The 22,008-nt window shown below is 70.9% G+C and carries 22 protein-coding genes; 7 read left to right on the top strand and 15 right to left on the bottom strand.

All coding sequences use genetic code 11. The features are described 5' to 3' along the window. Positions 1-4: 4 nt before the first annotated feature. The 6 genes from ACGFJ7_RS40255 to ACGFJ7_RS40230 all read right to left on the bottom strand — a co-directional run bounded on the left by ACGFJ7_RS40255 (position 5) and on the right by ACGFJ7_RS40230 (position 3,932). On the bottom strand, positions 5-1,225 hold the full coding sequence (locus ACGFJ7_RS40255; protein ID WP_392647218.1) for a pilus assembly protein TadG-related protein: 1,221 nt from the start codon (positions 1,223-1,225) through the stop codon (positions 5-7). Continuing rightward, on the bottom strand, positions 1,213-1,584 hold the full coding sequence (locus ACGFJ7_RS40250; protein WP_360254786.1) for a TadE/TadG family type IV pilus assembly protein: 372 nt from the start codon (positions 1,582-1,584) through the stop codon (positions 1,213-1,215). The genes ACGFJ7_RS40255 and ACGFJ7_RS40250 overlap by 13 nt, the downstream gene beginning before the upstream one ends. 68 nt (positions 1,585-1,652) lie before the next feature. Continuing rightward, the gene (locus ACGFJ7_RS40245) at positions 1,653-1,832 is read right to left on the bottom strand and encodes a Flp family type IVb pilin (protein WP_360254432.1); all 180 of its coding nucleotides are present in this window, start codon (positions 1,830-1,832) and stop codon (positions 1,653-1,655) included. A 123-nt stretch (positions 1,833-1,955) separates the two neighbouring features. Continuing rightward, positions 1,956-2,366, bottom strand: coding sequence for a response regulator (locus ACGFJ7_RS40240; protein ID WP_360254430.1), 411 nt, complete (start codon positions 2,364-2,366; stop codon positions 1,956-1,958). A gap of 70 nt (positions 2,367-2,436) precedes the next feature. Then, positions 2,437-3,672, bottom strand: a complete 1,236-nt coding sequence (locus tag ACGFJ7_RS40235; RefSeq protein ID WP_392647214.1) for a cupin domain-containing protein — start codon at positions 3,670-3,672, stop codon at positions 2,437-2,439. Positions 3,673-3,686: 14 nt separating this feature from the next. Next, complete coding sequence (locus tag ACGFJ7_RS40230) at positions 3,687-3,932, bottom strand: hypothetical protein (protein WP_360254426.1); 246 nt, start codon at positions 3,930-3,932, stop codon at positions 3,687-3,689. A gap of 96 nt (positions 3,933-4,028) precedes the next feature. Here ACGFJ7_RS40230 and ACGFJ7_RS40225 point away from each other — a divergent pair, with 96 nt between their 5' ends. Both ACGFJ7_RS40225 and ACGFJ7_RS40220 read left to right on the top strand, forming a co-directional pair. Then, positions 4,029-4,781 carry a DUF72 domain-containing protein gene (locus ACGFJ7_RS40225; RefSeq protein WP_360254784.1) on the top strand — a complete coding sequence of 251 codons (753 nt, stop codon included), beginning with the start codon at positions 4,029-4,031 and terminating at the stop codon, positions 4,779-4,781. Positions 4,782-4,791: 10 nt separating this feature from the next. Continuing rightward, complete coding sequence (locus ACGFJ7_RS40220; RefSeq protein WP_360254424.1) at positions 4,792-5,580, top strand: aminotransferase class IV; 789 nt, start codon at positions 4,792-4,794, stop codon at positions 5,578-5,580. Here the strand turns inward: ACGFJ7_RS40220 and ACGFJ7_RS40215 are convergent. The 6 genes from ACGFJ7_RS40215 to secA2 form a co-directional block, all read right to left on the bottom strand. Then, complete coding sequence (locus ACGFJ7_RS40215; RefSeq protein WP_360254422.1) at positions 5,577-6,167, bottom strand: sugar O-acetyltransferase; 591 nt, start codon at positions 6,165-6,167, stop codon at positions 5,577-5,579. The two genes, ACGFJ7_RS40220 and ACGFJ7_RS40215, sit on opposite strands and share 4 nt — an antisense overlap. Beyond that, complete coding sequence (locus ACGFJ7_RS40210; protein ID WP_392647210.1) at positions 6,157-7,029, bottom strand: DUF72 domain-containing protein; 873 nt, start codon at positions 7,027-7,029, stop codon at positions 6,157-6,159. Before ACGFJ7_RS40210 ends, ACGFJ7_RS40215 begins: the two co-directional genes overlap by 11 nt. A 71-nt stretch (positions 7,030-7,100) precedes the next feature. Beyond that, positions 7,101-7,520 (bottom strand): TraR/DksA C4-type zinc finger protein, encoded by a 420-nt coding sequence (locus tag ACGFJ7_RS40205; RefSeq protein ID WP_360254418.1) that lies wholly within the window; start codon positions 7,518-7,520, stop codon positions 7,101-7,103. 166 nt (positions 7,521-7,686) lie between these two features. After that, positions 7,687-8,319, bottom strand: a complete 633-nt coding sequence (locus ACGFJ7_RS40200) for a uridine kinase (protein WP_360254416.1) — start codon at positions 8,317-8,319, stop codon at positions 7,687-7,689. Positions 8,320-8,330: 11 nt separating this feature from the next. Next, entirely contained in the window at positions 8,331-8,966 is a 636-nt protein-coding gene (locus ACGFJ7_RS40195; RefSeq protein ID WP_360254414.1) for a winged helix-turn-helix domain-containing protein, read from the bottom strand. A gap of 114 nt (positions 8,967-9,080) precedes the next feature. Continuing rightward, complete coding sequence (secA2, locus tag ACGFJ7_RS40190; protein ID WP_360254412.1) at positions 9,081-11,375, bottom strand: accessory Sec system translocase SecA2; 2,295 nt, start codon at positions 11,373-11,375, stop codon at positions 9,081-9,083. A gap of 125 nt (positions 11,376-11,500) precedes the next feature. On the opposite strand from secA2, the gene ACGFJ7_RS40185 reads away from it, so the two are divergent. From ACGFJ7_RS40185 to ACGFJ7_RS40170, 4 genes are read left to right on the top strand one after another with little or no spacing between them, the layout of a single operon-like run. Then, positions 11,501-12,235 (top strand): ATP-binding protein, encoded by a 735-nt coding sequence (locus tag ACGFJ7_RS40185; RefSeq protein ID WP_392647206.1) that lies wholly within the window; start codon positions 11,501-11,503, stop codon positions 12,233-12,235. Further along, positions 12,232-13,224, top strand: coding sequence for a chemotaxis protein CheB (locus tag ACGFJ7_RS40180; protein ID WP_392647205.1), 993 nt, complete (start codon positions 12,232-12,234; stop codon positions 13,222-13,224). Before ACGFJ7_RS40185 ends, ACGFJ7_RS40180 begins: the two co-directional genes overlap by 4 nt. 20 nt (positions 13,225-13,244) lie before the next feature. Further along, the gene (locus ACGFJ7_RS40175) at positions 13,245-15,098 is read left to right on the top strand and encodes a CheR family methyltransferase (protein WP_392647202.1); all 1,854 of its coding nucleotides are present in this window, start codon (positions 13,245-13,247) and stop codon (positions 15,096-15,098) included. A 58-nt stretch (positions 15,099-15,156) separates the two neighbouring features. Next, entirely contained in the window at positions 15,157-15,882 is a 726-nt protein-coding gene (locus tag ACGFJ7_RS40170) for an ATPase (protein ID WP_392647200.1), read from the top strand. Positions 15,883-15,897: 15 nt separating this feature from the next. Here ACGFJ7_RS40170 and ACGFJ7_RS40165 read toward each other — a convergent pair whose 3' ends face one another. Both ACGFJ7_RS40165 and ACGFJ7_RS40160 read right to left on the bottom strand, forming a co-directional pair. Next, positions 15,898-17,037, bottom strand: a complete 1,140-nt coding sequence (locus ACGFJ7_RS40165; protein ID WP_360254402.1) for a SigB/SigF/SigG family RNA polymerase sigma factor — start codon at positions 17,035-17,037, stop codon at positions 15,898-15,900. Positions 17,038-17,215: 178 nt separating this feature from the next. Continuing rightward, the gene (locus ACGFJ7_RS40160; protein WP_360254400.1) at positions 17,216-17,575 is read right to left on the bottom strand and encodes a hypothetical protein; all 360 of its coding nucleotides are present in this window, start codon (positions 17,573-17,575) and stop codon (positions 17,216-17,218) included. A gap of 2,570 nt (positions 17,576-20,145) precedes the next feature. On the opposite strand from ACGFJ7_RS40160, the gene ACGFJ7_RS40155 reads away from it, so the two are divergent. Further along, positions 20,146-20,667 carry a hypothetical protein gene (locus ACGFJ7_RS40155; protein WP_360254398.1) on the top strand — a complete coding sequence of 174 codons (522 nt, stop codon included), beginning with the start codon at positions 20,146-20,148 and terminating at the stop codon, positions 20,665-20,667. Between the two features lie 7 nt (positions 20,668-20,674). Here ACGFJ7_RS40155 and ACGFJ7_RS40150 read toward each other — a convergent pair whose 3' ends face one another. Then, entirely contained in the window at positions 20,675-21,976 is a 1,302-nt protein-coding gene (locus ACGFJ7_RS40150) for a GDSL-type esterase/lipase family protein (protein WP_360254782.1), read from the bottom strand. Between the last annotated feature and the right edge of the window lie 32 nt (positions 21,977-22,008).

Below are 22,008 nucleotides of genomic sequence, written 5' to 3'. Positions count from 1 at the left end.
AAGGTCAGCCCGTACGGCCAATCACCTGGACTCCATAGTCCGGTGAGGTGCCGAAGCTGGTCGGAAAGCTCTGCGTGATCACTGACTTGGTGAAGTAGCCGTAGATGCACAGCGAGGTGCCGCAGATCAGCGACTCCAGCGAGTTCAGTCCGGTGTCGACGAGCGACGACAGGGTGCCGGCCAGGCCGCCGATCAGGCCCTTGAACCCGGTGATCACGAACGGCGCGAAGCCGACGATGTGGAAGGCGGCCGGCAGCAGGTTGAGGGCGCCGATCATCCGGTCGAAGATCGGCACAAGGACGGCCTGGCCGCTCTGCACGAGAGTCTTCATCGTGGTGGTGCACTTGGTCGCGCCGGCCAGGTCGAGCAGCCCGGTGTACATCCACAGGTCGGTCGCCGCGCTGGGGGCGATGGTGGTGCGGCAGTTCGCGTCGGCCGACGGCGTCAGCCAGGCGTAGCCGCTCGGGTTGCCGGCCAGCGTGTCGGCCAGGGTGTTCTTGCAGACCGACAGGATGCCGTTGTTGATCGGGACCGCGTTGTTGCGCGGCGCCTCCAGGCCCAGCAGCGGGAACAGCCCGGTCCCGCCGAGCAGCGGGTCGAGGACCGGCAGCTGGAAGAACTTCGCGCCGTTCTGGGTGATCCGTTCCCAGTCGCATTTGGAGATGGTCAGCGCCAGCACGTTCGCCGAGGCGGGCACGCCCCAGGCCACCCGGGCGCAGGCGCCCACCTTCTTACCGGTGTAGGAGCCGCCCACCAGCGTCTGCGCGAGCCGGGGCGGCACCAGCGTGGAGCTGTTCGGGTTGCGGGTCGAGGTTCGCACCTCCACCTGGTGGTGGACCCCCGTCGTGACCGGCTGCGGGCGGCAGGTCGTGGTGGTGTTCCAGGTGGCCGGGCAGTTGGTGTTGTCGAGGCAGATCTGCGCGTCCGCGTACCCGTCCTTGGCGTTCTTGACGGCGTACGCCCCGGCGTTGACGGTCTGCGCCGTGACCGTGCAGTCGTCCTTCTTCAGCACGCAGGCCTGCGCGACCTTCCACGAGGCGGCGTCGGCGCCGCTCTGCAACTGCTCGCGCTCGGCGTAGAGCAGGCCGATGTCGATGACGATCGCGCCCATGCCCAGCAGGATGCCCATGCTGAGGAACAGGGCCACGACGACCGCGATGGCGCCCTGGTCGCCGGGCTCGCCGTCGCGCGAGGCGCGCGGGATGAGCGAGGTCAGCCCATGCACGACATGACCCCGATGGCCTTGATGACCGGGGTGCCCGGGTTCTGGCTCGCGCCGCCGAACATCACCATCAGCTTGAACAGCGGGGTGACCGGGGCGAAGGTCCGCTGCACGGTGACCGACGAGTCGACGGTGCCGGTGCCGCAGACGGCCGGGCCGGTGGGATAGGTCAGCGCGACGCCGGCGCCCACGATGCCCTGCACCTTGGCCTTGACCTCGGTGACCGAGCCGTTGAGCGCCCCCAGCCGGGCGCCCTCGCGAGCGGCCTCGGTGAGCTGGATGTACTGCTGGAGGTAGCGCCCCATGTCGATAATCCCGAACAGGATCAGCAGGAGCAGCGGCAGGACGATCGCGAACTCGATCGCCGCGACACCGCGATCGCCGCGGGCGGGCCCCCGGCCCGGCCCGCGGCGGAAGCTTCCGCGAGCGGTCAGATGGCGTTCATCAGGGTCTTGAACAGCGCGATGATGTCGTCGCGGAGCAGGCCCAGGGTCGCGACGAGACCACCGGCGATCAGGGCGGCCAGGATCGAGTACTCGACGGCGGTCGCGCCCTCCTCCGACTGGTGCGCGGCCCGGACGTACCCGATCAGCATCTTGAAGAATTCCACAGGTTCCCCCCGAGGTCAGCGGCAGCCGGTTCCGGCGGCCAGATGCCATACACATCGGGCGGGCAAAGGTCTGCTTGAGATCGCTCATGGGTGCGGGGCGGTGGCCGTCGGTTGCGGTCCGGATCAGCGTGACGACGGCGTCGAGCCCTGCGCCAGGACCGCGCGCAGCGTGCCGGCCAGCAGGTCCGCCGAGAACGGTTTGGCCAGGAAGGGCGACCCCGCGCGGATCATGCCCTTCTTGACGGCGATGTCCTCCGGGATGCCGGAGATGTAGACGATCTTCATCTCGGGCCGGACGGCCGAGGCGGACCGGGACAGCTCCCCGCCCGAGACGCCCGGCAGGCCCAGGTCGGTCAGCAGCACGTCGATCTTGCCGCTGTGCACGCGGCAGGTCATCATCGCGCTCACCGGGTCCTTGGCGGAGAGCACGTCGAACCCGCGCATCTCGAGCATCTGCACGGTCATCTCACGCAGATCCTCGTCGTCCTCGACCAGCAGGACGACGGGGCCGGCACGTTCCGTACGGTTCCACATCGAGATCCACGCTAGCGAGGACCACCGGGGTCCCGGGCCGGGTTCGGCGAAGAACCCGGCCGTCGATCACTCAGACGTTCGGTACGGCCAGCGCCTCGTTGAGCAGGCGCCGGGCCAGCACGAGCCGATCCGCCTCCTCCTCCAACGGCAGGTCACGTACCCGGACGGGCTCTCCCGCCAGCGCCATGCGCAGCGCCGGCGCGCAGTAGGCGGGGAACCGCATCGTGCGCCCCACCAGCCGCAGCACCACGTGGTCGGCGTCGTCGGCCAGCCGCCACCGCAGGCCCTCGCGGGCGCGGATCTCGTCGTCCGGTCCGAGACCGGCCGCGAAGTCGAGCTGGGCCAGCGGGCTGACCGGCTCGGGGCGGGCCGACGGCCAGTCCCGCGCGCGCAGGCGCTCGGCCACCTCGGCCGGCTCGACGGTGCTCAGCCAGTCACGCAGGGCCTCGACCGTCTCGGTGAGCTCGGGCTCGATCGCCTCGGGATCGGAGACGTCCAGGCCGTACGGCAGGGTGGCTCGCAGGCGGGCGTCGTCCAGGGCGAGGCCGAGCAGTTCCTCGACCATGGCGTAGCGGGTCATCGCCCGGACGCCGATGGTCAGGTGCAGCGAGCGGGCCCCCTGCGCCTCGGCCGAGTGCAGCCAGCCGCGGGGCAGGTAGAGCGCGTCGCCCGGCTCGAGCAGGATGTCGAAGGCGGGCTCGCCCTCGGCGGTGGCGCCGACCTCGTCGGCCCGGCCGCCCCAGGCCTGCCTCTCCAGCGGGTCGGCCAGCACCGGCTCGTGCAGCCGCCAGCGCTTGGTGCCGTCGACCTGCAGGACGAACACGTCGTGGGTGTCGTAGTGGGTGCTGAAGCCCTGGCTCTGCGGCGGGGTCAGGTAGGCGTTGACCTGCAGCGGGCGCCGCAGTTCGGCGCCGAGCCGGCGGCTGTACTCGATCAGCGGCGGCCAGAGCCGGTGCAGGCCCTGCAGGACCAGGGTGGCGCCCTCGGCGTACAACCGCATGACCTGGTCGTCGATGACCTGGTCACCGATCTCGGCTCCGGCGCCGCCCCCGCCGGTGAACCGGCCGGCCGGCAGCACGGTGCCGCGCTGGGCGACCCGCAGGAAGGGGGTCCGCAGCCCGCGGCGCGAGAGCAGCTCGTCGACCGCGGCCGGGGAGAGCAGGTCGGCGAAGCCGTCCGGGCCGGCCAGTTCGGCGGCCCGGGAGAGCAGTGGGGCGCGGCCCCAGTAGGCGGCGGCGAACTTGCCCGGTTCCACCGCCACGGCGCGGGAGAGCGCCGGGCTTTCGCCCGGCGCGTCGATCGTCATCCCGTGGTGCCCGATCAGGCGGCGGAGCCGTCGGCGCCACCGTCGTGGCCGTCCGGGTTGGCGCCGCCGTCGGCCGGGCCCTCGGCCGAGCCGTCCGCGCCGCCGTCGTGGCCGCCCGGGTTGGCGCCGCCGTCCGCGGGGCCCTCGGCCGAGCCGTCCGCGCCGCCGTCGTGGCCGCCCGGGTTGGCGCCGCCGTCGGCCGGGCCCTCGCCGGCGTTCGAGCCCGTGGTGGTGGTGATGTCGTCGTCGCTGAGAGACATGAGAGCTCCTTGGTGGTCCGTGGTGCGTGGGACCCCGCCATACCCCGTGATCATCCCGTCTAACCCGGCTGAGATCGGGGTATCGCAGGTCACGTGATGCACATCGGGACGTCGGGGTGGCAGTACAAGGACTGGCGGGGCGGTCTCTACCCCACTGGGCTGCCGCAGCGGCTCTGGCTGGAGCACTACGCGGCCCGGTTCCAGACCGTGGAAGTCAACAACGCCTTCTACCGCCTGCCCGAGCGGGAGACCTTCGAGCAGTGGCGGACGCGGACACCTGACGACTTCTGTGTCGCGGTGAAGATGAGCCGCTATCTCACCCACATCAAGCGGCTCAAGGAGCCGGCCGAGCCCGTTGCCCGCTTTTTGTCCAGGGCGGAAGGGCTGGGCGGCAAACTCGGGCCGGTGCTGATCCAGCTGCCGCCGACCCTCAAGGCGGACTTGCCGTCTTTGGACGCGACGTTGCGGCTGTTCCCGGATGATGTCCGAGTTGTCGTCGAGCCTCGGCACGACACCTGGTTCACGCCAGATCTGTGTGGTCTGTTGCGGCAAAGGCGGGCCGCGCTGTGCTGGGCCGATCGGGGCAGCCGGCCCATCACTCCCCTGTGGATCACCACCGACTTCGTGTACCTGCGGCTGCACGAGGGGCGGGCCAAGCCGTGGCCCCGATACGGCAAGGGAGCCCTGCGGGCGTGGGTGGAGCGGCTCACGGACGTACCGGAAAGCTATGTCTTCTTCAACAACGATCCCGGCGGAGCGGCGGTGATCGACGCCGCCGCGCTGGCCGCCGAGGCCGGCCGGCGTGGCCTTCACCGCACCCGCACCCCCGAGATCAAGCCCCGCCCGTAGGCTTGTCGAGGTGCGCAATCTCGAGCTGAACGGCCACGTCCCCGACCTCGGCGAGATCCATCGACTGGCCACCGTCAACTACGGCCACTTCACGTCGATGCAGGTCCGGTCGCTCGGGGTGAAGGGCCTGGCGCTGCACATGGCCCGTCTGGCCGACGGCAGCGAGGAGTTCTTCGGCTGGAAGATGGGCGTCGAGGACGAGGCCCGCGTGATCGCGCTCATCCGGCACGCCCTCGGCGATCAGCGCGACGCCTCGGTCCGGGTCTCCTTCATCCCCGGCCCCGAGGCGGACAGCCCGCCCGACGTCGTGGTGGCGGTCGGCGATCCACGGTCGTCGGATCCGGTCAAACCGTTGCGGGTACGCACCGACAGCCACCGCCGCGACTGGCCCGAGCAGAAGCACTCGGCCACCATGGGCCTGTTCGTCGCGCGCCGGCAGGCGGTCCAGGACGGATACGACGACGCCCTGTTCGTCGGCGACACCGGCCTGGTCAGCGAGGGCACGACCTGGAACGTCGCCTTCCACGACGGCCGGGAGGTGATCTGGCCGCAGGCGCCGATGCTGCGCGGCACGACCATGGTCCTGCTGCAGATCGCGATGACCATGAACGGCGTCCCGTGGTCGCTGCGCCCGGTCCCCCAGGCCGACCTGCCCGGCTTCACCGGCGCCGTCGCCGTCAACGCGACCTGCCCGGCCCAGCCGATCGCCTGGATCGACAACCAGGCCTACCCGGCCGGCGACCACCTCACGACGCTGCTGACCGACACCTGGAAGTCGGTCCCGTACGACGAGCTCTAGGGCACGAAGCCGGTCTTGTCGGCCTCGGTGATCTCGCGCAGCACGCGGGCCGGCACGCCGACCGCGATCACGCCGGCCGGGACCGAGTGGGTGACCACGCTGCCCGAGCCCACGATGGCGTCGTCGCCGATGGTCACGCCCTGGTTGATGGTGACGCCACCGCCGACCCAGACCCGGTTCCCGATGGTGACCGGTTTGGCGTAGCAGCCGCCGGCCACCCGCTCCCCCGCGTCGATGGCGTGGTTGGAGGTGTAGATGCCGACCCGCGGGCCGAAGAGCACGTGATCGCCGATGGTGATGCCGCCGCCGTCGAGCATCACGCAGTCGAAGTTGGCGTAGAAGTGGTCGCCGACGCTGATGTTGAACCCGAACTCGCACCGGAAAGCCGGCTCGAAGTGAGCGTCGCGCCCCACCTTCGCCAGCAGCCGCCGCAGGATCGCCTCACGCTCCTGCTGCGGCCGCCCGAAGCTCGCGTTGTACTCGTCGGTCAGCAGCACGGTCCGCTGCCGAGCCTCGACGAGCTCCACGGTCAGGTCGTTGTACATCAGCCCGGAGAGCATCCGCTCCCGCTGTGCCTCAAGCGTCACCGAGTAGTTCTATCAAAGTCGTCGCGTTGCGCTGCGCGTAGTCCGAGTAGCAGTTGTTCATGAAGACCTGGGTCCGGTCGGCGTCGGCGGCCAGTTCCCGGAGGCGGGGCGCCCAGGACTCGAGTTCCTTCTCCGAGTAGTTGTAGCCGAACTTCTCGTGGATGTCTTTGCTGGTCCACTTGTCGCTGTGGCCGTGGAAGCGGACCACCGCCAGGTCGGCCGTGGCGGCCATGATCGCAGGGATCGAGGACTTGTGGCCCTGTGGCATGTCGACGCCGACGAACGGCAGCTTGTGGGCGCGCAGGAAGTCCAGGGTCTCGTTCTGGTTGGCGCCGGAGAACCACGACGCGTTGCGGAACTCGAAGACCGGGCGCAGCGGCTTGCAGCGCGACGCCACCTCGAGCAGGTATTCCTTGTTGGACTTGCGGATACCGAACCACGGCGGAAACTGGAAGAGCACCGCGCCGAGCTTGCCCGCCTCGACCAGCGGATCCAGAGCCGAGAGGAACCGGCTCCAGATCTCCTCGTACGCCTGCGCGGGAAGGTCACCGGGGTAGACGTTCTTCTTGTCCGTCTCCGGCCGCAGATCCTTGTAGATCGCCGACACTTTCGTCGGGTGGCCGGTCAGCATGCTGAACGCCTTGATGTTGAACGTGAAGCCGTCCGGTGTGCGCTCGGCCCACAGCCGGGTCGTCTGCTCGGCCGGCGGCCCGTAGTAGGTCGAGTCGACCTCGACCACCGCGAACTGCTTCGCGTAGTACGCCAGCCGTTTCTCGGGCGTGTCCGCCGAGGCGGGATACCAGCCCGAGGCGAGCAGTGTCTTGTCCGTCCAGGACGCCGTACCGACCTCGATCGTGCCCATGGGTCTTCAAACTAGTCCGGATGGGCCGGGTCCGCCGCTCGACGAGCGGCGGACCCGGGACGCTGGTGTGCTCAGCCCGCGCGGCGCTCGCGGTTCTGCTTGCAGTGCACGCACGTGGTGGCCGACGGGAAGACCTCGAGCCGCTCCCAGGGGATCGGGTTCGAGCAGCCTTCGCAGTTGCCGTACGTGCCGTCGTCCAGGCGCGCCATGGCGTGCTCGGCCTGGGTCCGCCGGTCCAGAAGGGTCCGCAGCAGGGACGTGGCAGCGTCGCGCTCGGCCGTCTTGGACCCGCTGTCGGCCTGGTCGTCGCCGGCGGCGTCGCCGATCTCGACCAGGCGCAGCTTCTGGTTCTCGGCCACCGCTTCCTCGTACTCGGCGTTGATGTCGTCGAACCGGCCGCGCAGGATGGCCCGGATCTGTTCGATCTCCTCCGGCGTACGCCCCACCTTGGCGGCACCCTTACCCGTGATAACCGCTCCATTGACGAGCATGCGCTCCCCCTGCCCTTCTCTGCCCCTACCGGTGGGTTCCCCCGGGGACGACCCCATCGCACCGTGGTGCCGCCTGATACCCACCGCCGAAGATCCCAAACGGGGCCTCCGCTGAAAAAGTAACCGGAGCATAACTGTCAGTGGTCGGTCGCGCTACAGACTCGCTTCACCAACGTTCTTCGACGAGCGCCGGACGGCGCAGATCGTCCACCCGGACGACGACGTCGGCGAAGGAGGCGGGCGCGACCTCCTCGGCGTACCGGCGGAAGGCCGGCACCGTCCAGCGTTCCGCTTCGGGCGTACGCCGCAGCAACGCACCCTCGGACATCTCCAGGTGCACCGTCACGTCGAAGGCCAGGCCCCCGCCGAGCAGCAACGGGCCGCTGACCAGCACAACCGTGGTGTTCTCGAGCGAGACGTACGGGGACCGGGCCGCCCGGTCGGTCGACGCGTTCCACAGTTTGGTCACCACCCGGCCCGAGCCGCCGGGCCCCGTGGGGTCGAGGACTTCGCGGGCGAGCCCGGCCTCGTCGAACCAGCCGGCGTAGAAAGTGTCCGGATTGTCTCGTCCGAACTCCAGCCGCACCGAGGCCGGCCGGAGGAAGTCCGACGTGTCGATCCTCACCACCGGACGGCCCCGCTCCCGAAGCGGATCCACCAGGGAATCCGCGAGTTTTCCGGGGTCGGCCGCGGCCGGGCCGTCGACCGCAACCCGGAGGTAACTGTCGGGTTCCCGACTCATCAGGAAATCGGCCAATTCATTCACGAGGTTGCCGGTCGAGACGGGTCGCACACGCACGCCGGGAAAGACTACCCGTGGGGCTGGACGATCACCCGCGCGTCGTCGGCGAGCCGGTAGCCCACCCCGTACACCGTGGTGATGACCGGAACCGAACCGCCCAGCTTGAGTCGCAGCCGGCGCACGTGGACGTCGACCGTGCGCTCGCCGGTGTGGTCGTAGCCCCAGACGCCGGACAGCAGCTGGCCGCGGGTGAAGACGCGGCGTGGCCGCTCGGCCAGAAAGAGCAGGAGATCGAACTCGAGCCGGGTCAGCGGAAGCATCTCGCCGTCGAGCATCACCTGACGGCTGCCGGTCAGCAGGCGAATCTCGGGTCCGGCTCCCGCCTGGTCCGCCGCCAGCGGCGTTTCGACCGCGATGGTGCCCTGATTGTCCTGGACCAGCTCGCGCACGGCCTCGATCAATCGGCGGGCCTGCGGGCTGAGCGTGTCGCCGGTGAGCGGGATCGCCAAGGTCAGCGTGAGCGCGGGCGGTCTTTCGATCGCATTGACCGGCATTTCTGTTTCAGCCCCCTGGAAAAGCGAATACGACTGATCACACTCCGTAAACCGCGAACGATATTTCCGGTTTCGAAGGCGCTGGGTCAACCCGGCAACCACAGTGTGGGAAATCCGTTCCAGAACCAGCTTGCCGGACCGGAAATGCATTTTCCGAACGGATTCTGTCGACCTGATTAAGGGTCGCCGAACAGGCGTTTTTGAGACTTCGGCCACAAAAAAGCGCCGGGCTGGTTCGCCCGGCGCTTTCCTGAGGAACGTTGTTCAGTCGCCGCTCGAAATGAGCCGGCGGCCCACCGCCGCGATGAGCCGGTCGAGCTCGGAGCCGAACGGGTTGTCGTGCACCAGATAGGTCCACGTCGCGCTCGGCCGCACGATCTTGGCGCGGTCGGGCTCCCAGCCGTCGCTGAGGTCGGTCTCCTCGAACGTCTCGATGGTGCGCTTCTCGACGTCGAGCAGCAGCGTCTGGAACGCCGGCACGGCGGACCGGTGGAACTCGTCGAGCGGGTCCAGCTTGCCCAGCGCCCGCAGGTGCACACCCTCGCGCACCTCGGACAGGTAGGCCAGGTGGTCGACCCAGAGCCGGTCGAGCTGGAAGAGCGCGATGGCCCGGGCCGCCTCGGAGAGCACGTCCTCGTCGGTCTCCTTGGCCTTCTCGGGCGAGCGCTCGAGCAGCATGATCGCCGCCACCTCGGAGGTGAGCAGCCGCTCGCGGCGCTCGGCCAGGGCCACCCGCTGCTGCTCGATCACCACGCTGTAGCGCCAGGTGTTGCGGTGGATCTCGTGGTTGACGCCCTCGGCCACCCGCTGGGCGTGCTCGACCGCGTAGTTGACTTGGTCGTCGTGCACGACGCCGTCCATGTCCATCCGCGGCGAGGCGGGCAGGATGTCGCCCGCGTGCCGGGTGATCAGCTCGTCCTCGAGGCTGACGAAGAAGACCGAGCCACCCGGGTCGCCCTGCCGGCCGGCGCGGCCGCGCAGCTGGTCGTCGACGCGGCGGCTGTCGTGCCGGCCGGCGCCGATCACGTAGAGGCCACCGAGCTCGACCACCCGGTCGCGGTCGGCCTCGTCGCTGCCGCCGAGCCGGATGTCGACACCACGGCCGGCCATCTGGGTCGAGACGGTGACCGCGCCCAGCGCGCCCGCCTCGGCGATGATGGCCGCCTCCTCGGCGTCGTTCTTGGCGTTGAGCACGGTGCTCGGCACGCCGGCCGCGGCCAGCTGCTTGGCCAGCAGCTCAGACGCCTTGACGTCGAGCGTGCCGACCAGCACCGGGCGGCCCTTCTCGTGCGCGATCTTGATTTCCTCGACCAGCGCCTCGTCACGGGTGTCGTGCGCCGAGTAGATGCGGTCGGGCTCGTCCTCGCGGATGTTCTCGGTGTTCGGCGGGATGACCGCGACCTCGAGTTTGAAGTACTCGCGCAGCTGCTCGCCGACGTGCACGGCGGTCGCGGTCATGCCGCAGACCGTCTTGTAGAGGGCGATGTAGGCCTGCACGGTGATCGTGTCGAGCACCTCGCCCTCGGCGGTCTCGCTCAGGCCCTCCTTGGCCTCGACGGCCGCCTGGAGGCCGTCGGGCCAGCGCCGGCGCTGGGCGACCCGGCCGCGCATCTCGTCGATCAGCTCGACCGAGCCGTTGCGCACGATGTAGTCGACGTCGCGGCGCAGCAGGGTCTCGGCGTGCAGCGCGACGTTCACCGCCGACAGCTGCAGGACCTGGTCGTCGGCGTACAGGTCGATGCCACCGAGCTTCTCCTCGATCTTCTTGAGGCCGGCCTCGGTGAAGGCCACGCTGCGGCCGTCCTCGGCCACCTCGTAGTCCTTGCCGTTGACCAGGTCACGGACCAGGTCGGCCGCCTCGTGCACCGGGTCGCTCTCGGACGACAGGCTGCCGGCCAGCACCATCGGCACGCGGGCCTCGTCGATCAGGATCGAGTCGGCCTCGTCGACGATCGCGGTGGCCAGCTCGCGCTGCACCCGGTCGGCCACGTCGGTGACCAGCTGGTCGCGCAGGTAGTCGAAGCCGGCCTCGCTGACCGACACGTACGTGACGTCGGCCTGGTACGCCTCGACGCGCTCGTCGTGGGTCGAGGTCTCGGTGACCCAGCCGACGGTCAGGCCGAGCAGCTTGTAGACCGGCGCCATCCACTCCGCGTCGCGGCGGGCCAGATAGTCGTTGACGGTGAGGACGTGCACCGGGCCACGGCCCAGCCGTACGTGACCGAAGGCGGCGATGACGGCGGTCAGCGTCTTGCCCTCACCGGTGGCCATCTCGGCGACCCGGCCGTCGAGCAGCGCCATCGCGCCCAGCAGCTGCACGTCGTACGGCCTCTGCTCGAGAGCACGCCAGGCGGCCTCGCGGCCGACCGAGCAGATCTCGGCGTAGTCGCTCGCCTCGTTGGCAGCGGCGGTCAGCGCCTCGTCGTCCAGCTCGCTGAGGGCCTCCGCGTGAGCTTCGATCGCCGGCAACCTCTTGCGGAGCGGCCCGAGGTCGACCGTGGTGCCCGGACGCTGCAGAAACTTGCGGAAACGGCCCTTCAGCCGCTGAGACACACCCATGGCGCGCAACGGTACTCGATTTACCTGAGCGCTAGGTCACGACACTGCCGCCTTCGCCGACGTTTGCCCCACCCGCCGGCCGGGCACCATCGTCCGACGGACCACAGCCCGAGGGGGAACGCACCTTGCCGAATCAGCTGGTGTGCCGGCCCGAACAGGCGGGCCCGGTCGCCGTGCTGCGGATCAACGGGACGCTCGACCAGCTCACCGGCGACGCCCTGCAGCAGGCGATCCGCCTGCGCCTGGCCACCGGGCCGAGCCGGTTGCTCCTCGACGTGACCGAGATGCGCGTGGGCGATCCGCTCGGGCTGACCGCGCTCAGCGCCGCGGTCTGCGAGACGGCGGAATGGCCGAATGTGCCCATCGTGGTGTGCGGCGCCGACCCCCGTACCCGGCAGACCGTCGTCGAGGCCCCCGACTGCGAGGACCTGGAGTTCGCCGACGACTGCGACGAGGCGATCGCCGAGGGCGCCGCCGAGCCCGAGCCGCCGAGCATCCACGTCCGGCTCCGGCCCGTGCCCGACGCCTGCCGCCAGGTGCGGGCCCTGGTCACCCAGGCCTGCGCGAAGTGGCAGCGCGGCGAGCTGGCCGCGGTCGCCGCGCTGATCGCCACCGAGCTGGTGGCCAACGTCGTCCGGCACGCGCACACCACCATGGAGTTCACCGTGACCGCGCTGCGCGACGGGCGGTTGTGCATGAGCGTGCGCGACCACAGCCGCCGCATGCCGAAGCCGGCCGAGGCCGCGGTGACCGACGCCGGCGGGCGCGGGCTGCGCCTGGTCCGAGATCTGACCGAGGCGTGGGGTGTGCTGCCGGTGAACGACGGTAAGGTGGTCTGGACTCAGCTCAACGCCGGATGACTGTGAACCTGCATCGCGATGTGGTCGCCGTAGGCGCCTCCGCCGGAGGCGTGGAAGCTTTGCGCTCTCTGGTCGCCGGTCTTCCCCCGGATTACCCGGGCGTCCTGCTGATCGTTCTGCACGTCGCGCGATCCGCGCCCAGCGCCCTGCCGGCGATCCTCGACCGCAGCGGCCCGCTGCCGGCCGGCGCCGCGGCCGACGGCGAGGCCCTGCGGCCCGGCCACATCTATGTCGCGTCCAGCGACCATCACCTGCTGCTGCTGGACGGCCGGCTGCGGCTCACCCGTGGCCCGGCCGAGAACGGTCACCGGCCCGCCATCGATCCGCTGTTCCGTTCGGTGGCCCGGGCCGCCGGGCCGCGCGCGGCCGGTGTGGTGCTCTCCGGCTGGCGGGACGACGGCGCCTCCGGGCTGGCGACGATCGCCGCCCAGGGCGGCGCGACGATCGTCCAGGACCCGGAGGACGCCCTCTGCCCCTGGATGCCCCGCGCCGCGTTGACCCGGGTGACTCCCGACCACGTCCTTCCCGCCGCCAAGATGGGGGCGCTGCTTTCCGGGATGGCCGACATGGACCTTCCACAGTCACACCCGCCCAACGACCGCATGCTCGAGTTCGAGGTCGCCATCACCGACCCCAGGAGCACGCTGACCACTGACACGATCGCCGAGCCGGCCGGATACGGATGTCCGTCCTGCGGCGGCAGCCTCTTTCAGATCGAGTCGGACCCGATGCCCCGCTTCCGCTGCCGGGTCGGGCACGCCTGGTCACCGGAGAGCCTGCTCGACGAGCAGGCGCTCGCCCTCGAGAGCGCCCTGTGGATCGCGCTGCGCGCGCTCGAGGAGAAGTCCGCCCTGAGCCGGCGGATGGCCGGCGGCCGGCATTCGGGCACCGGCGTCCGCCTGGAGAGCCTGGCCGACGACGCCGAAGCCGCGGCCGCCACCATCCGTAAGCTGATCGACCGGCTCGGCGAACACCAGGCTCCGGCGTGACATCCGGTAGCGTCTCTGCCGTGCAGCCGGCCGATCCCCACTTCGAGGCGCTTCTGGTCTACCTGAAAGAGTCGCGCGGTTTCGACTTCACCGGGTACAAGAGGTCGAGCCTCATGCGGCGGGTCAACCGCCGGATGAGCCAGGTGAACGTCGGCGACTACCTGGAATACCTCGACTTCCTTCAGGTGCACCCGGAAGAGTTCACCGCGCTCTTCAACACGGTCCTGATCAACGTCACCGCCTTCTTCCGCGACGGCGACGCCTGGGACTTCCTGAGCAAAGAGGTGCTCACCCCGATCATCGAGGCCAAGGCCGACAACGCGCCGATCCGGGTGTGGTGCGCCGGCTGCGCCTCCGGCGAGGAGGCGTACACCCTGGCCATCGTCCTGGCCGAAGTGCTCGGCGTCGACGGGTTCAAGGACCGGGTCAAGATCTACGCCACCGACGTCGACGAGGAGCAGCTCAACGAGGCCCGTCAGGCCACCTACGGCGAACGCCAGATGCAGGGCGTGCCACCGGAGTTGATCGAACGCTACTTCGAACCGGTGAGCGGCGGCCGCTTCGCGTTCCGCAAGGATCTGCGGCGTTCGGTCATCTTCGGCCGCAACGACCTGGTGCAGGACGCCCCGATCTCCCGGATCGACCTGCTCACCTGCCGTAACACGCTGATGTACTTCAACGCCGAGACCCAGGCCAAGATCCTCGGCCGGTTCCACTTCGCGCTGCGCGACGTCGGCGTGCTCTTCCTCGGCAAGGCCGAGATGCTGCTCAGCCACACCAGCCTCTTCTCGCCGATCGACCTCAAGCGCCGGGTCTTCCGCCGCGTGCCCCGGCTCTACGCGACCCCCGGCGTGGCGTTCTCCGAGCCCGCGCAGGCGAGCGGCCTGCCCGTGACCGGCCTCGACGAGCTGCGCAACGAGGTCTTCGCGGCCAGCCCGCTGGCCCAGCTCTCGCTCACCTCCGACGGCATGATCGCGCTCTCCAACCGTCAACTCGAGACGATCTTCGGGGTCTCCTCCCGCGACATCGGCCGGCCGTTCCGTGACCTCGAGCTCTCCTACCGCCCGGTCGAGCTGCGCCGCTTCATCGAGCAGGCCCAGCTCGAGCGCCGCACGCTGCGCATCCCGGACGTCGAGTTTCAGCGCGGCTCCGAGCAGCTCAACCTCGAGGTCCAGGTCAGCCCGCTGGCCGGCGCCGACGGCAGCCTGCTCGGCGTCAACATCATCTTCCACGACGTCACCGCCTCCCGGCGCCTCAAGGACGAGCTCGAACACGCCAACCAGCAGCTCGAGGCGGCGTACGAGGAGCTTCAGTCGACCAACGAGGAGCTGGAGACCACCAACGAAGAGCTCCAGTCCACGGTCGAAGAGCTGGAGACCACCAACGAAGAGCTCCAGTCCACCAACGAGGAACTGGAGACGATGAACGAGGAGCTGCAGTCCACCAACGACGAGCTGCAGAGCATCAACGACCAGCTGCGGATCAGCAGCACCCAGCTCGACGAGGCCAACGACTTCCTCGAGACGGTGCTGACCAGCATGCAGGCGGGCGTCGCGGTGGTCGACCCCGACCTGCGGATCCGCATGTGGAACAGCCGGGCCGAGGACCTGTGGGGTCTGCGCTCCAGCGAGGTGATCGGCCAGCACTTCCTCAACCTCGACATCGGCCTGCCGATCGATCAGCTCCGCCCGCTGCTGCGCGGTGCTCTCGGCGCCGACGGGGAGAACGCCGAGATGCAGGTCGCCGCGGTCAACCGGAGGGGCAAGGCGATTTCCGTACGGGTGGCCTGCACGCCCCTGCGGCGCCGGGAGGGTGGCGCCCGTCCCGAGGGTGCGATCATTGTCATGGAGACAGCGGCCACAGAGTCTTCATGAACCGTTTGGCCTCCAGCCCCCGGGGTATCCGGCGGTCGGTCGGAGTGGAGGTGGGGACATGGCCATCGAGTACGAGGTCACGGGCACCACGTCCGAGCTGACCGTCCGGTTGAGCGGCGCGCTACACCTGACCGACGTGTCGGACGTGCACACTTATCTGCTCAAAGCGCTGGCCGAGCAGCCCGAGGCGTTGCTGGTGGACGTCTCGGCGCTCACCGTCGACCAGCCGCTGTCGCTCGCCGTCTTCACCGCCGCCAGCCGCCAGGCCGCCCGCTGGCCCGGCATCCCGGTGCTGGTCTACGGCGCCCAGCCGCCGGTCCACGCCCTTCTGACCGGTCCCGCCTATCACCGGCTGCCCGTCTTCGCCGGTGTGGAAGCCGCCCGGGCCGCGGTCGGTGCCACGCTCCCGGCGCTCTCCGAGGAGCTGCTGCCGGTGACCGGGGCGCCCCGGCACGCCCGCGACGTCGCCACCGAGGCCTGCCTGCGCTGGGACCTGCCCGGCCTGGTCGCACCGGCCAGCCTGATCGCGAACGAGCTGGTCAGCAACGTGGTCGACCACGCGCACACGATGATGACGCTGCGCGTGTCGCTGCGGCCGCGCTACCTCAACATCGCCGTACGGGACGGTTCGCCGGCCGAACCCCTGCGGCCCGGCCCGGCCGTCGCCGGCCTCAACCGCGGGCGCGGCCTGCTGCTGGTCGACGCGTCGGCCCACGCCTGGGGCTGGATGCCGTCGGCCGACGGCAAGGTGGTCTGGGCCTCCTTGGCCCGCCCCCGCGACTGACCGGCGGGACTGGCCTCAGGTGAGCAGACCGGCCAGGCCGGTCACGGCCAGGATTCCCGAGACGTACGGCTGGGCGGCGCTCAGCCGCAACTCGACCTCGGCCACGGACGCGGCCGACGCGGCGTCCACCAGCACGGCGATGCCGGCCGCGTCGAGCAGCGGCACCCCCGACAGGTCGATCACGACGGGCTCGTCACCGGCCATGCCGATCGCATGCCGCAGACTGAGGCGCAGCCGCTCGGCGGTGTCCCGGTCGACTTCGCCCCGGACCCGGGCCAGCACCACGCCGCCCTCGCGGGTGGTCAGAACCTCCATGGGGCTGCGCTCAGGCCGCGACTCGGCACCCTCCCACCGCGGCGGGACGTCACTCAGCATCGCCTCACGCAGCCAGGTCAGCGCCCGGGTGAGCAGCCGCGACACGTGCATCTGAGAGATGCCCAGCTCGGCCGCGATCTCGGCCTGGGTCCGGTTGCCGTAGAACCGCAGCGCCAGCATCCGCCGCTCCCGCGCGGGCAGCCGCAACAGCAGGTCGGCCACTGTCACCTTGTCGTCGACCAGTTCCAGGTCGCTGTCGACGCCACCGATCAGGTCGCCGAACTCGGCCGCCCCCTCACCACCCATGGGCGCGTTGAGCGACGAGGGCGCGTACCCGGCCGACGACTCCATCGCCTCCAGGACGGCGCCGACCTCGACATGAAGCCGCTCGGCGATCTCGACGGCCGTCGGCGTCCGCGACAGCATGCTGGTCAGCACCATCGTCGCGTGCCCGACCTCGAGACTGAGATCCTGAAGCCGCCGCGGAACGTGCACGCCCCAGGTCTTGTCCCGGAAGTGCCGCTTGATCTCCCCCGAGATGGTGATGACGGCGTACGCGGTGAACGACCCCCGCTCGGGGTCGTACCGGTCGACGGCCTTCACCAGTCCCAGCCGGGCCACCTGCTCGATGTCCTCGAAGGTCTCGCCGCGCCCCCGGTAGCGCCGGGCCATCCGCCCGGCGAAGGGCAGACAGAGCCGGGTGAGCTGCTCGCGCAGCGCGGCCCGCTCACTTTCCGGCGAGTCCTGCGCTCTTTCGGCGTACGCCAGGGCGGCGGCGTCCAGGTCGTCGAGCCCGTCGCCCACCTTGTGCCCCGGTAGGTCCTGCTGCCGAGCCTTCACGTCGCGGCTCTCCCCTCGACGACCGAGCCGCCCGGCCCCGGCCACGCCGGGACACGACCCCCCGGCCGCACGTCTGTCGGGCAGCCGAGGTCATCGACCCGACCGCCCTCTCGGCGACGTTACTGCCCGATGCGCCGAGACCACAAACACTTGTAAGAGTGCAATGAATTTTCCCCCGTCAGGCGGACGGCCCGTCCGCCCCGTCAGGCTGCCCATCGTCACCGCCGAGCGGCCGGTTGACCTGCCCCATGTTCGGCGCCTCGAGCCGCGGCCGGTTGGGACGCCCCGCACCCCCAGCGGGCACGTGCCCCGCCTCGGGCGCCCGGTTGAGCAGCCCGGATCCTTCGCCCGGCGCCCGGTTCAACTGCCCGGCGTTTTCCGCCCGGTTCAGCTGCCCCGCGTTTTCCGCCCGGTTGAACTGCCCCGCGTTTTCTGCCCGGCCGAACTGCCCCGCGCCCTCGGACGGTGCCGGGTTCGGGCCGGCGGCGCGGATCCCCAGCCCACTGGGCGCGTCATCGATCCCGCCACCGAATCGCACGGCATTCCCCTCGCCGCCCCCGGCGGGGGCGCTCGGCGCCGGACTCCGGCCGGGAAGGCCACTGGGGGCGCTGTCATTCGTACCCGGAAGAACAAACGGCGCGTCCGCCCCACTTCGGCCGGCTCCCGGCCCGGAGGTACCGGCTCGAGGCAACCCGCTGGGCTCCGCCGCCGGCCCGAATCCGCCCGCAGCGGGCTCTGGCGGGCGCCCCGCTCCAAGCAGCCCGGAAGGGGCCGGCGCTCCCCCCGCCTGCCGCCCGGCCGGCTGGCCGGCCACTCCTTGCTGGCTCGCCACTCCTTGCTGGCTCGCCACTCCTTGCTGGCCCGCCACTCCTTGCTGACCCGCCACTCCTTGCTGACCCGACACCGGCGGCGCGAACGGCGCGGGAGCACCAGCCATCCCCTGCGGAACCGGCGCGGCAGACGGTTCGGCGGCCTCCGCCGGAGTGCCGAATCGAACTGGCGCCCCCGACAGCCCGGACGGAACATCAGGAGACCCAAATGGTCCCGGAGCCGCGGGAGCCCCCGCGGCGGCCGAAACACTGGGCTGCCCGAACGCAGCCGATGGGTTGAACGTGGCTGGAGCAGCGCTCGCCTCGAACGGGGCCGGGGCGGCCGACGGGCCAGACGCAGCTGCGGCAGCCGAGGGGTCAGACGTGGCCGGCGCCGAGGACAGACCAGACGCAGCCGGAGGTTCGAACGTGGCCGGAGCAATCGGCGGCTCGAACCCGGCCGGGGCGGCCGTCAGGCCTGACGCGGCCGACGGACCGGACGCAGCCGGAGAAGCCGACAGGCCTGACGCGGCCGACGGACCGGACGCGGCCGGAGCAGCCGACAGGCCTGACGCGGCCGACGGACCGGACGCGACCGGAGAAGCCGATGGGTTGAAGGCCGCCGGGGCGGCCGGTGGCTCGAAACGCTGGGCGGACACCGGAGGCTCGGACGGCGGCGGGGTCAGCGGCTGCGGCGGGCGGTCCTCGGCGGACGGAGCCGGCTCCGGCATCGGGCGCGCGGGGGGCGACACCGGCTTGCCGACGGCGGCCGGGTAGCCGTTGCGCGCCGACGGCGTGAAGCGCGGGGCATCCAACGGCCGATTCTGGCGCCAGTCCGGCGGCAGCGAAGGAACCGGCATACCGGGCGGCGTCACCGGAGGAGCCGAACCTACCGGCCCGGCCGGCTGCCGAACGTCTCCCTCGACCGGCGGCTCGTTCGGTTCCGTCGCAGCCACCCGCCGCAGTGACGGGGAGGGCTCGCCCGCCGAAAGCGTGGCCTCGGCCGGCCATGGGCGCTCCAAGCGAATGTCGTCCGCCCGGAGATTCGGCGACTCGGCGACGTGATCGTCGGCCGCCGGTGCCGGAGGAGGCGTTTCGAATGAGAGGGCAACCGTCTTCGATGGTCCGCTCACGAAGCCGGAACCAACCGCAGGATCGGAGCCCGCCGGGCTGTCTTCGGGCGCCCCGCGAAGGCCGCCGCCCCGGTCCTCCCCCCATCGCGGAAGCTCGGCGCTCAGCCCGGGCACCACCGGCTCAGCGGCCGCCGGGGCTTCCCGCCCGAAGCCATCGCGAACCCCCAGACCCGATCCAGGGACTTCCCGAGTCATAGGGCTGGACGCGGAGGCATCCCGAGCGAGGCCCAACCCGGAAACCTCCCGAGCGGCCAGTTCCGGCGCTGAAGCATCCCGAACGCTGAGGCCTGACCCGGAAACCTCTCCGGCGGTAAGGCCGGACGCGGAAGCATCCCCGAGGGCGGGGCCGGAAGCGGAGGGCTCCCATGCCGCGGAAGGAGACGCCGGGGATTCCCAAGGCGCGGGCGCGGTGGGCTCCCAAACAGCCGCGCTCGGTGCTGCGGGAGAGGCCAGGCGGTGGGCGCCTTCGTCGGGCCGGGCGCGGTGCGGCGCGCCGAAAGCGGGCGGCTCAAGATCGAAGGAGGGCGGCTCAGAATCGAGGGCGGGCGGCTCGGGATGAACCGCGGCCGGACCGTACAGCTGGGTGTCGTAAGTCGGTGGCTTCGGTGGTGCCGGCGCGTAGTCGCCCGGTGAGGCGTGTGTGGCGTAGTAGGGCGGCGAATACCCGAAGTACGCCGAGGATGCCGGCCCGGCCGGCTCCGGAGATCCCCGTCCCTGCCGGGACGCCGACACCAGGCCCGAGGCCTCGGCCAAGCCGGCCGCCTCCAGGACCTCGGCGGCGGCGCGGCCGGCGGCGCACGGCAACGGTTCGCCGCAGGAGGGGCACGCCGTCTCGCCGCGGGCGCCCGCGTGGGCTTCGAGCATTTCCCGGGCGGTGCGCGCGAGGACGCTGTCCGGGTTCACGAACGCCTTCGTCGGTGCCACTGTTTCCCGCCCCCATCGCGCCTCGGCGAACCTGAGAACAGTTCACCGCCGGAGGAGGGCGATTCGCGCGATTTTCCGTAGATCGGGGACGGGCGGGGCGAACGAGCCGAAATTTCCGGGCGATAGCGCAGGTGGGCGCGATGAGAAGCCCTCAAGATCGATGCGGGGCGAACAAATTCACTCACGGTGTGGATCTAGTTGCGCTCCGTACGATGTGAATACTTCTCAGGAGGTGATCCCCCATGGACGACGTCGAGCTGCACCGCGAGCAGATCCTCCGGCACGTCAGCCCCGTCATCACCGGCCGGTTCGCCGGCTTCCAGGCCTCGTACACCCGGCAGGTCAAGATCGGGCAATCCGCCCTGATGGCGATCTTCGTGGCGGCCGGCATCACCCAGATGATCGGCTCGCTCCTGCGGATGCGCGGTCCCCGGCGCAGCTTCAAGGAGCTCAAGAAGGGTCCCGAGTTCCTGGTCACCCCGGTGCGGATCCGCGACGATCTCGGCCAGACCTACGAGGTCGAGATGCACGGGCAACTGCCCCAGTCGGCGCTGCACCGCGGTGATCTCGTGCAGGCCACCACGGCGCCGCAGAAGGACCACACCCTTCCCGTACGCCTGGTGCGGGTCATCAACCTCACGACGATGCAACCCCTGACGCCGCGCATCCCCACCATGTGGTCGCACCTCGGACCGGCGCTGCTCCTTCAGGCGATCCTCGGCGTCGCCGTGGTCGCCGCCCTGCTGGCCCTGGCTCTGGCCTAGAACCGCCTCAGAGCTTGTCGAGCGGGACCGCGTTGGCCATCGCCTGCATGCCGGCGTCGTTCGGGTGCAGGTGGTCGCCGCCGTCGAAGTCGGCGCGGAGCCGGCGCGGCTCGCCCGGATCGCGTACGGCCCGGTCGAAGTCGGCCATCCCGTCGAAGGCGCCGCCACCGCCGGCCCGGATCCAGTCGTTGACCCGCACGCGCACCCGGTCGAGCGCGGGCGACCAGGCTCGCCAGCCGTGGAACGGCGTCAGCGTGCCGACGACGACCCGCAGGCCGTGGGCGCGGGCGCGGGCCGCCAGGTGGGCCAGGCCGGCCCGGATCCGCGCCGGGTCGCCCTGCCGCGGCTGCTGCATGATGTCGTTGATCCCGAACAGGATGATCACCGCGCGGGCGCCGGACTGCTCGAGGACGTCCCCGGCGAACCGGGACTGACCGGAGCGCCCGGCCCTGGAGGCGATTCTGGTGTACGGATGTCCGGCGTCCAGCAGGAGACGATTGCCGCCGATGCCCACGTTGGCCACGCCGTAGTCCGGCTCGGGGCCGGCCGCCAGGCGGGCGGCGAGCAGGTCGGGCCAGCGGTGGTTGCCGCCCCGGACGGTGGCCGAGCCGTCGGTGATCGAGTCGCCGAACGCCACGACCGTGCCGGCCGCACCGGCCACGTCGACCCCGGCGACATAGAACCAGGCCGTGGTCCGCGCGGTGAACGGCTCGCTCGTGGGGTCGGCCGCGACGTCCATCGCGGCCGGGCTGACGAACGACACCTGCCGGCCGTTGACGTGCCAGGTCGACAGCGGGGGCCGGACCGGCGTCCAGACGGTGACCAGCAGGTCGGTGTCGGCCGGAACGTCGAGCGCGACCGGATCGCTGAGAACATCGGCGCCGGCCGGAACCGAGACCCGTTTGATGCCGTTGAACAGGACGTCGCGCAGCGTGCCGGGCGCGGCGCCGCCGTCGCTCGCGTCGACCGAGCCGTCGCGACGGCCGCCCGCGTGCGCCGAGACGGCGACGGTGACGTGCCCGAGGAGGAGGGGGCCGGCACCGAAGCGGTTGGTGAGCCGGACGCGGACCTTCGGGCCGCCCACCGTCGTGTGCACCACGTTGCGGACGGTGTGGCCGGGCGGTCCATTGCGGAATCCGGACGAGGGCGCGGCGGCCCAGGCCGTGGACCACTCCGGACCCGACAGCACGGCCGCCGTGGCCTGAGGCGCGGGCGGGGCCGCGCGCAGCGGTCCGAGGGCCACATAGGTGACGGTGAGAATCGTGGACAGGACGGAGACCGCCACGACGCCGATGAGCAAGCGCCGCATTCTCACGCTGCAACCCTCCCCAGGGTCTCGTC

The sequence above is a fragment of the Actinoplanes sp. NPDC048988 genome, assembly GCF_043197815.1.
Lineage (GTDB): Bacteria > Actinomycetota > Actinomycetes > Mycobacteriales > Micromonosporaceae > Actinoplanes.
The sequence above is the reverse complement of the archived record's forward strand: the minus strand, read 5'-3'. Positions and strand labels throughout refer to the sequence as shown.

Coding starts and splice junctions, on each gene's coding strand:
- ACGFJ7_RS40150 (WP_360254782.1), bottom strand. CDS start 21,976: ATGCGGCGCTTGCTCATCGGCGTCGTGGCGGTCTCCGTCCTGTCCACG.
- ACGFJ7_RS40240 (WP_360254430.1), bottom strand. CDS start 2,366: ATGTGGAACCGTACGGAACGTGCCGGCCCCGTCGTCCTGCTGGTCGAG.
- ACGFJ7_RS40195 (WP_360254414.1), bottom strand. CDS start 8,966: ATGCATTTCCGGTCCGGCAAGCTGGTTCTGGAACGGATTTCCCACACT.
- ACGFJ7_RS40225 (WP_360254784.1), top strand. CDS start 4,029: ATGCACATCGGGACGTCGGGGTGGCAGTACAAGGACTGGCGGGGCGGT.
- ACGFJ7_RS40180 (WP_392647205.1), top strand. CDS start 12,232: ATGACTGTGAACCTGCATCGCGATGTGGTCGCCGTAGGCGCCTCCGCC.
- ACGFJ7_RS40155 (WP_360254398.1), top strand. CDS start 20,146: ATGGACGACGTCGAGCTGCACCGCGAGCAGATCCTCCGGCACGTCAGC.
- ACGFJ7_RS40230 (WP_360254426.1), bottom strand. CDS start 3,932: ATGTCTCTCAGCGACGACGACATCACCACCACCACGGGCTCGAACGCC.
- ACGFJ7_RS40205 (WP_360254418.1), bottom strand. CDS start 7,520: ATGCTCGTCAATGGAGCGGTTATCACGGGTAAGGGTGCCGCCAAGGTG.
- ACGFJ7_RS40235 (WP_392647214.1), bottom strand. CDS start 3,672: ATGACGATCGACGCGCCGGGCGAAAGCCCGGCGCTCTCCCGCGCCGTG.
- ACGFJ7_RS40210 (WP_392647210.1), bottom strand. CDS start 7,029: ATGGGCACGATCGAGGTCGGTACGGCGTCCTGGACGGACAAGACACTG.
- secA2 (WP_360254412.1), bottom strand. CDS start 11,375: ATGGGTGTGTCTCAGCGGCTGAAGGGCCGTTTCCGCAAGTTTCTGCAG.
- ACGFJ7_RS40170 (WP_392647200.1), top strand. CDS start 15,157: ATGGCCATCGAGTACGAGGTCACGGGCACCACGTCCGAGCTGACCGTC.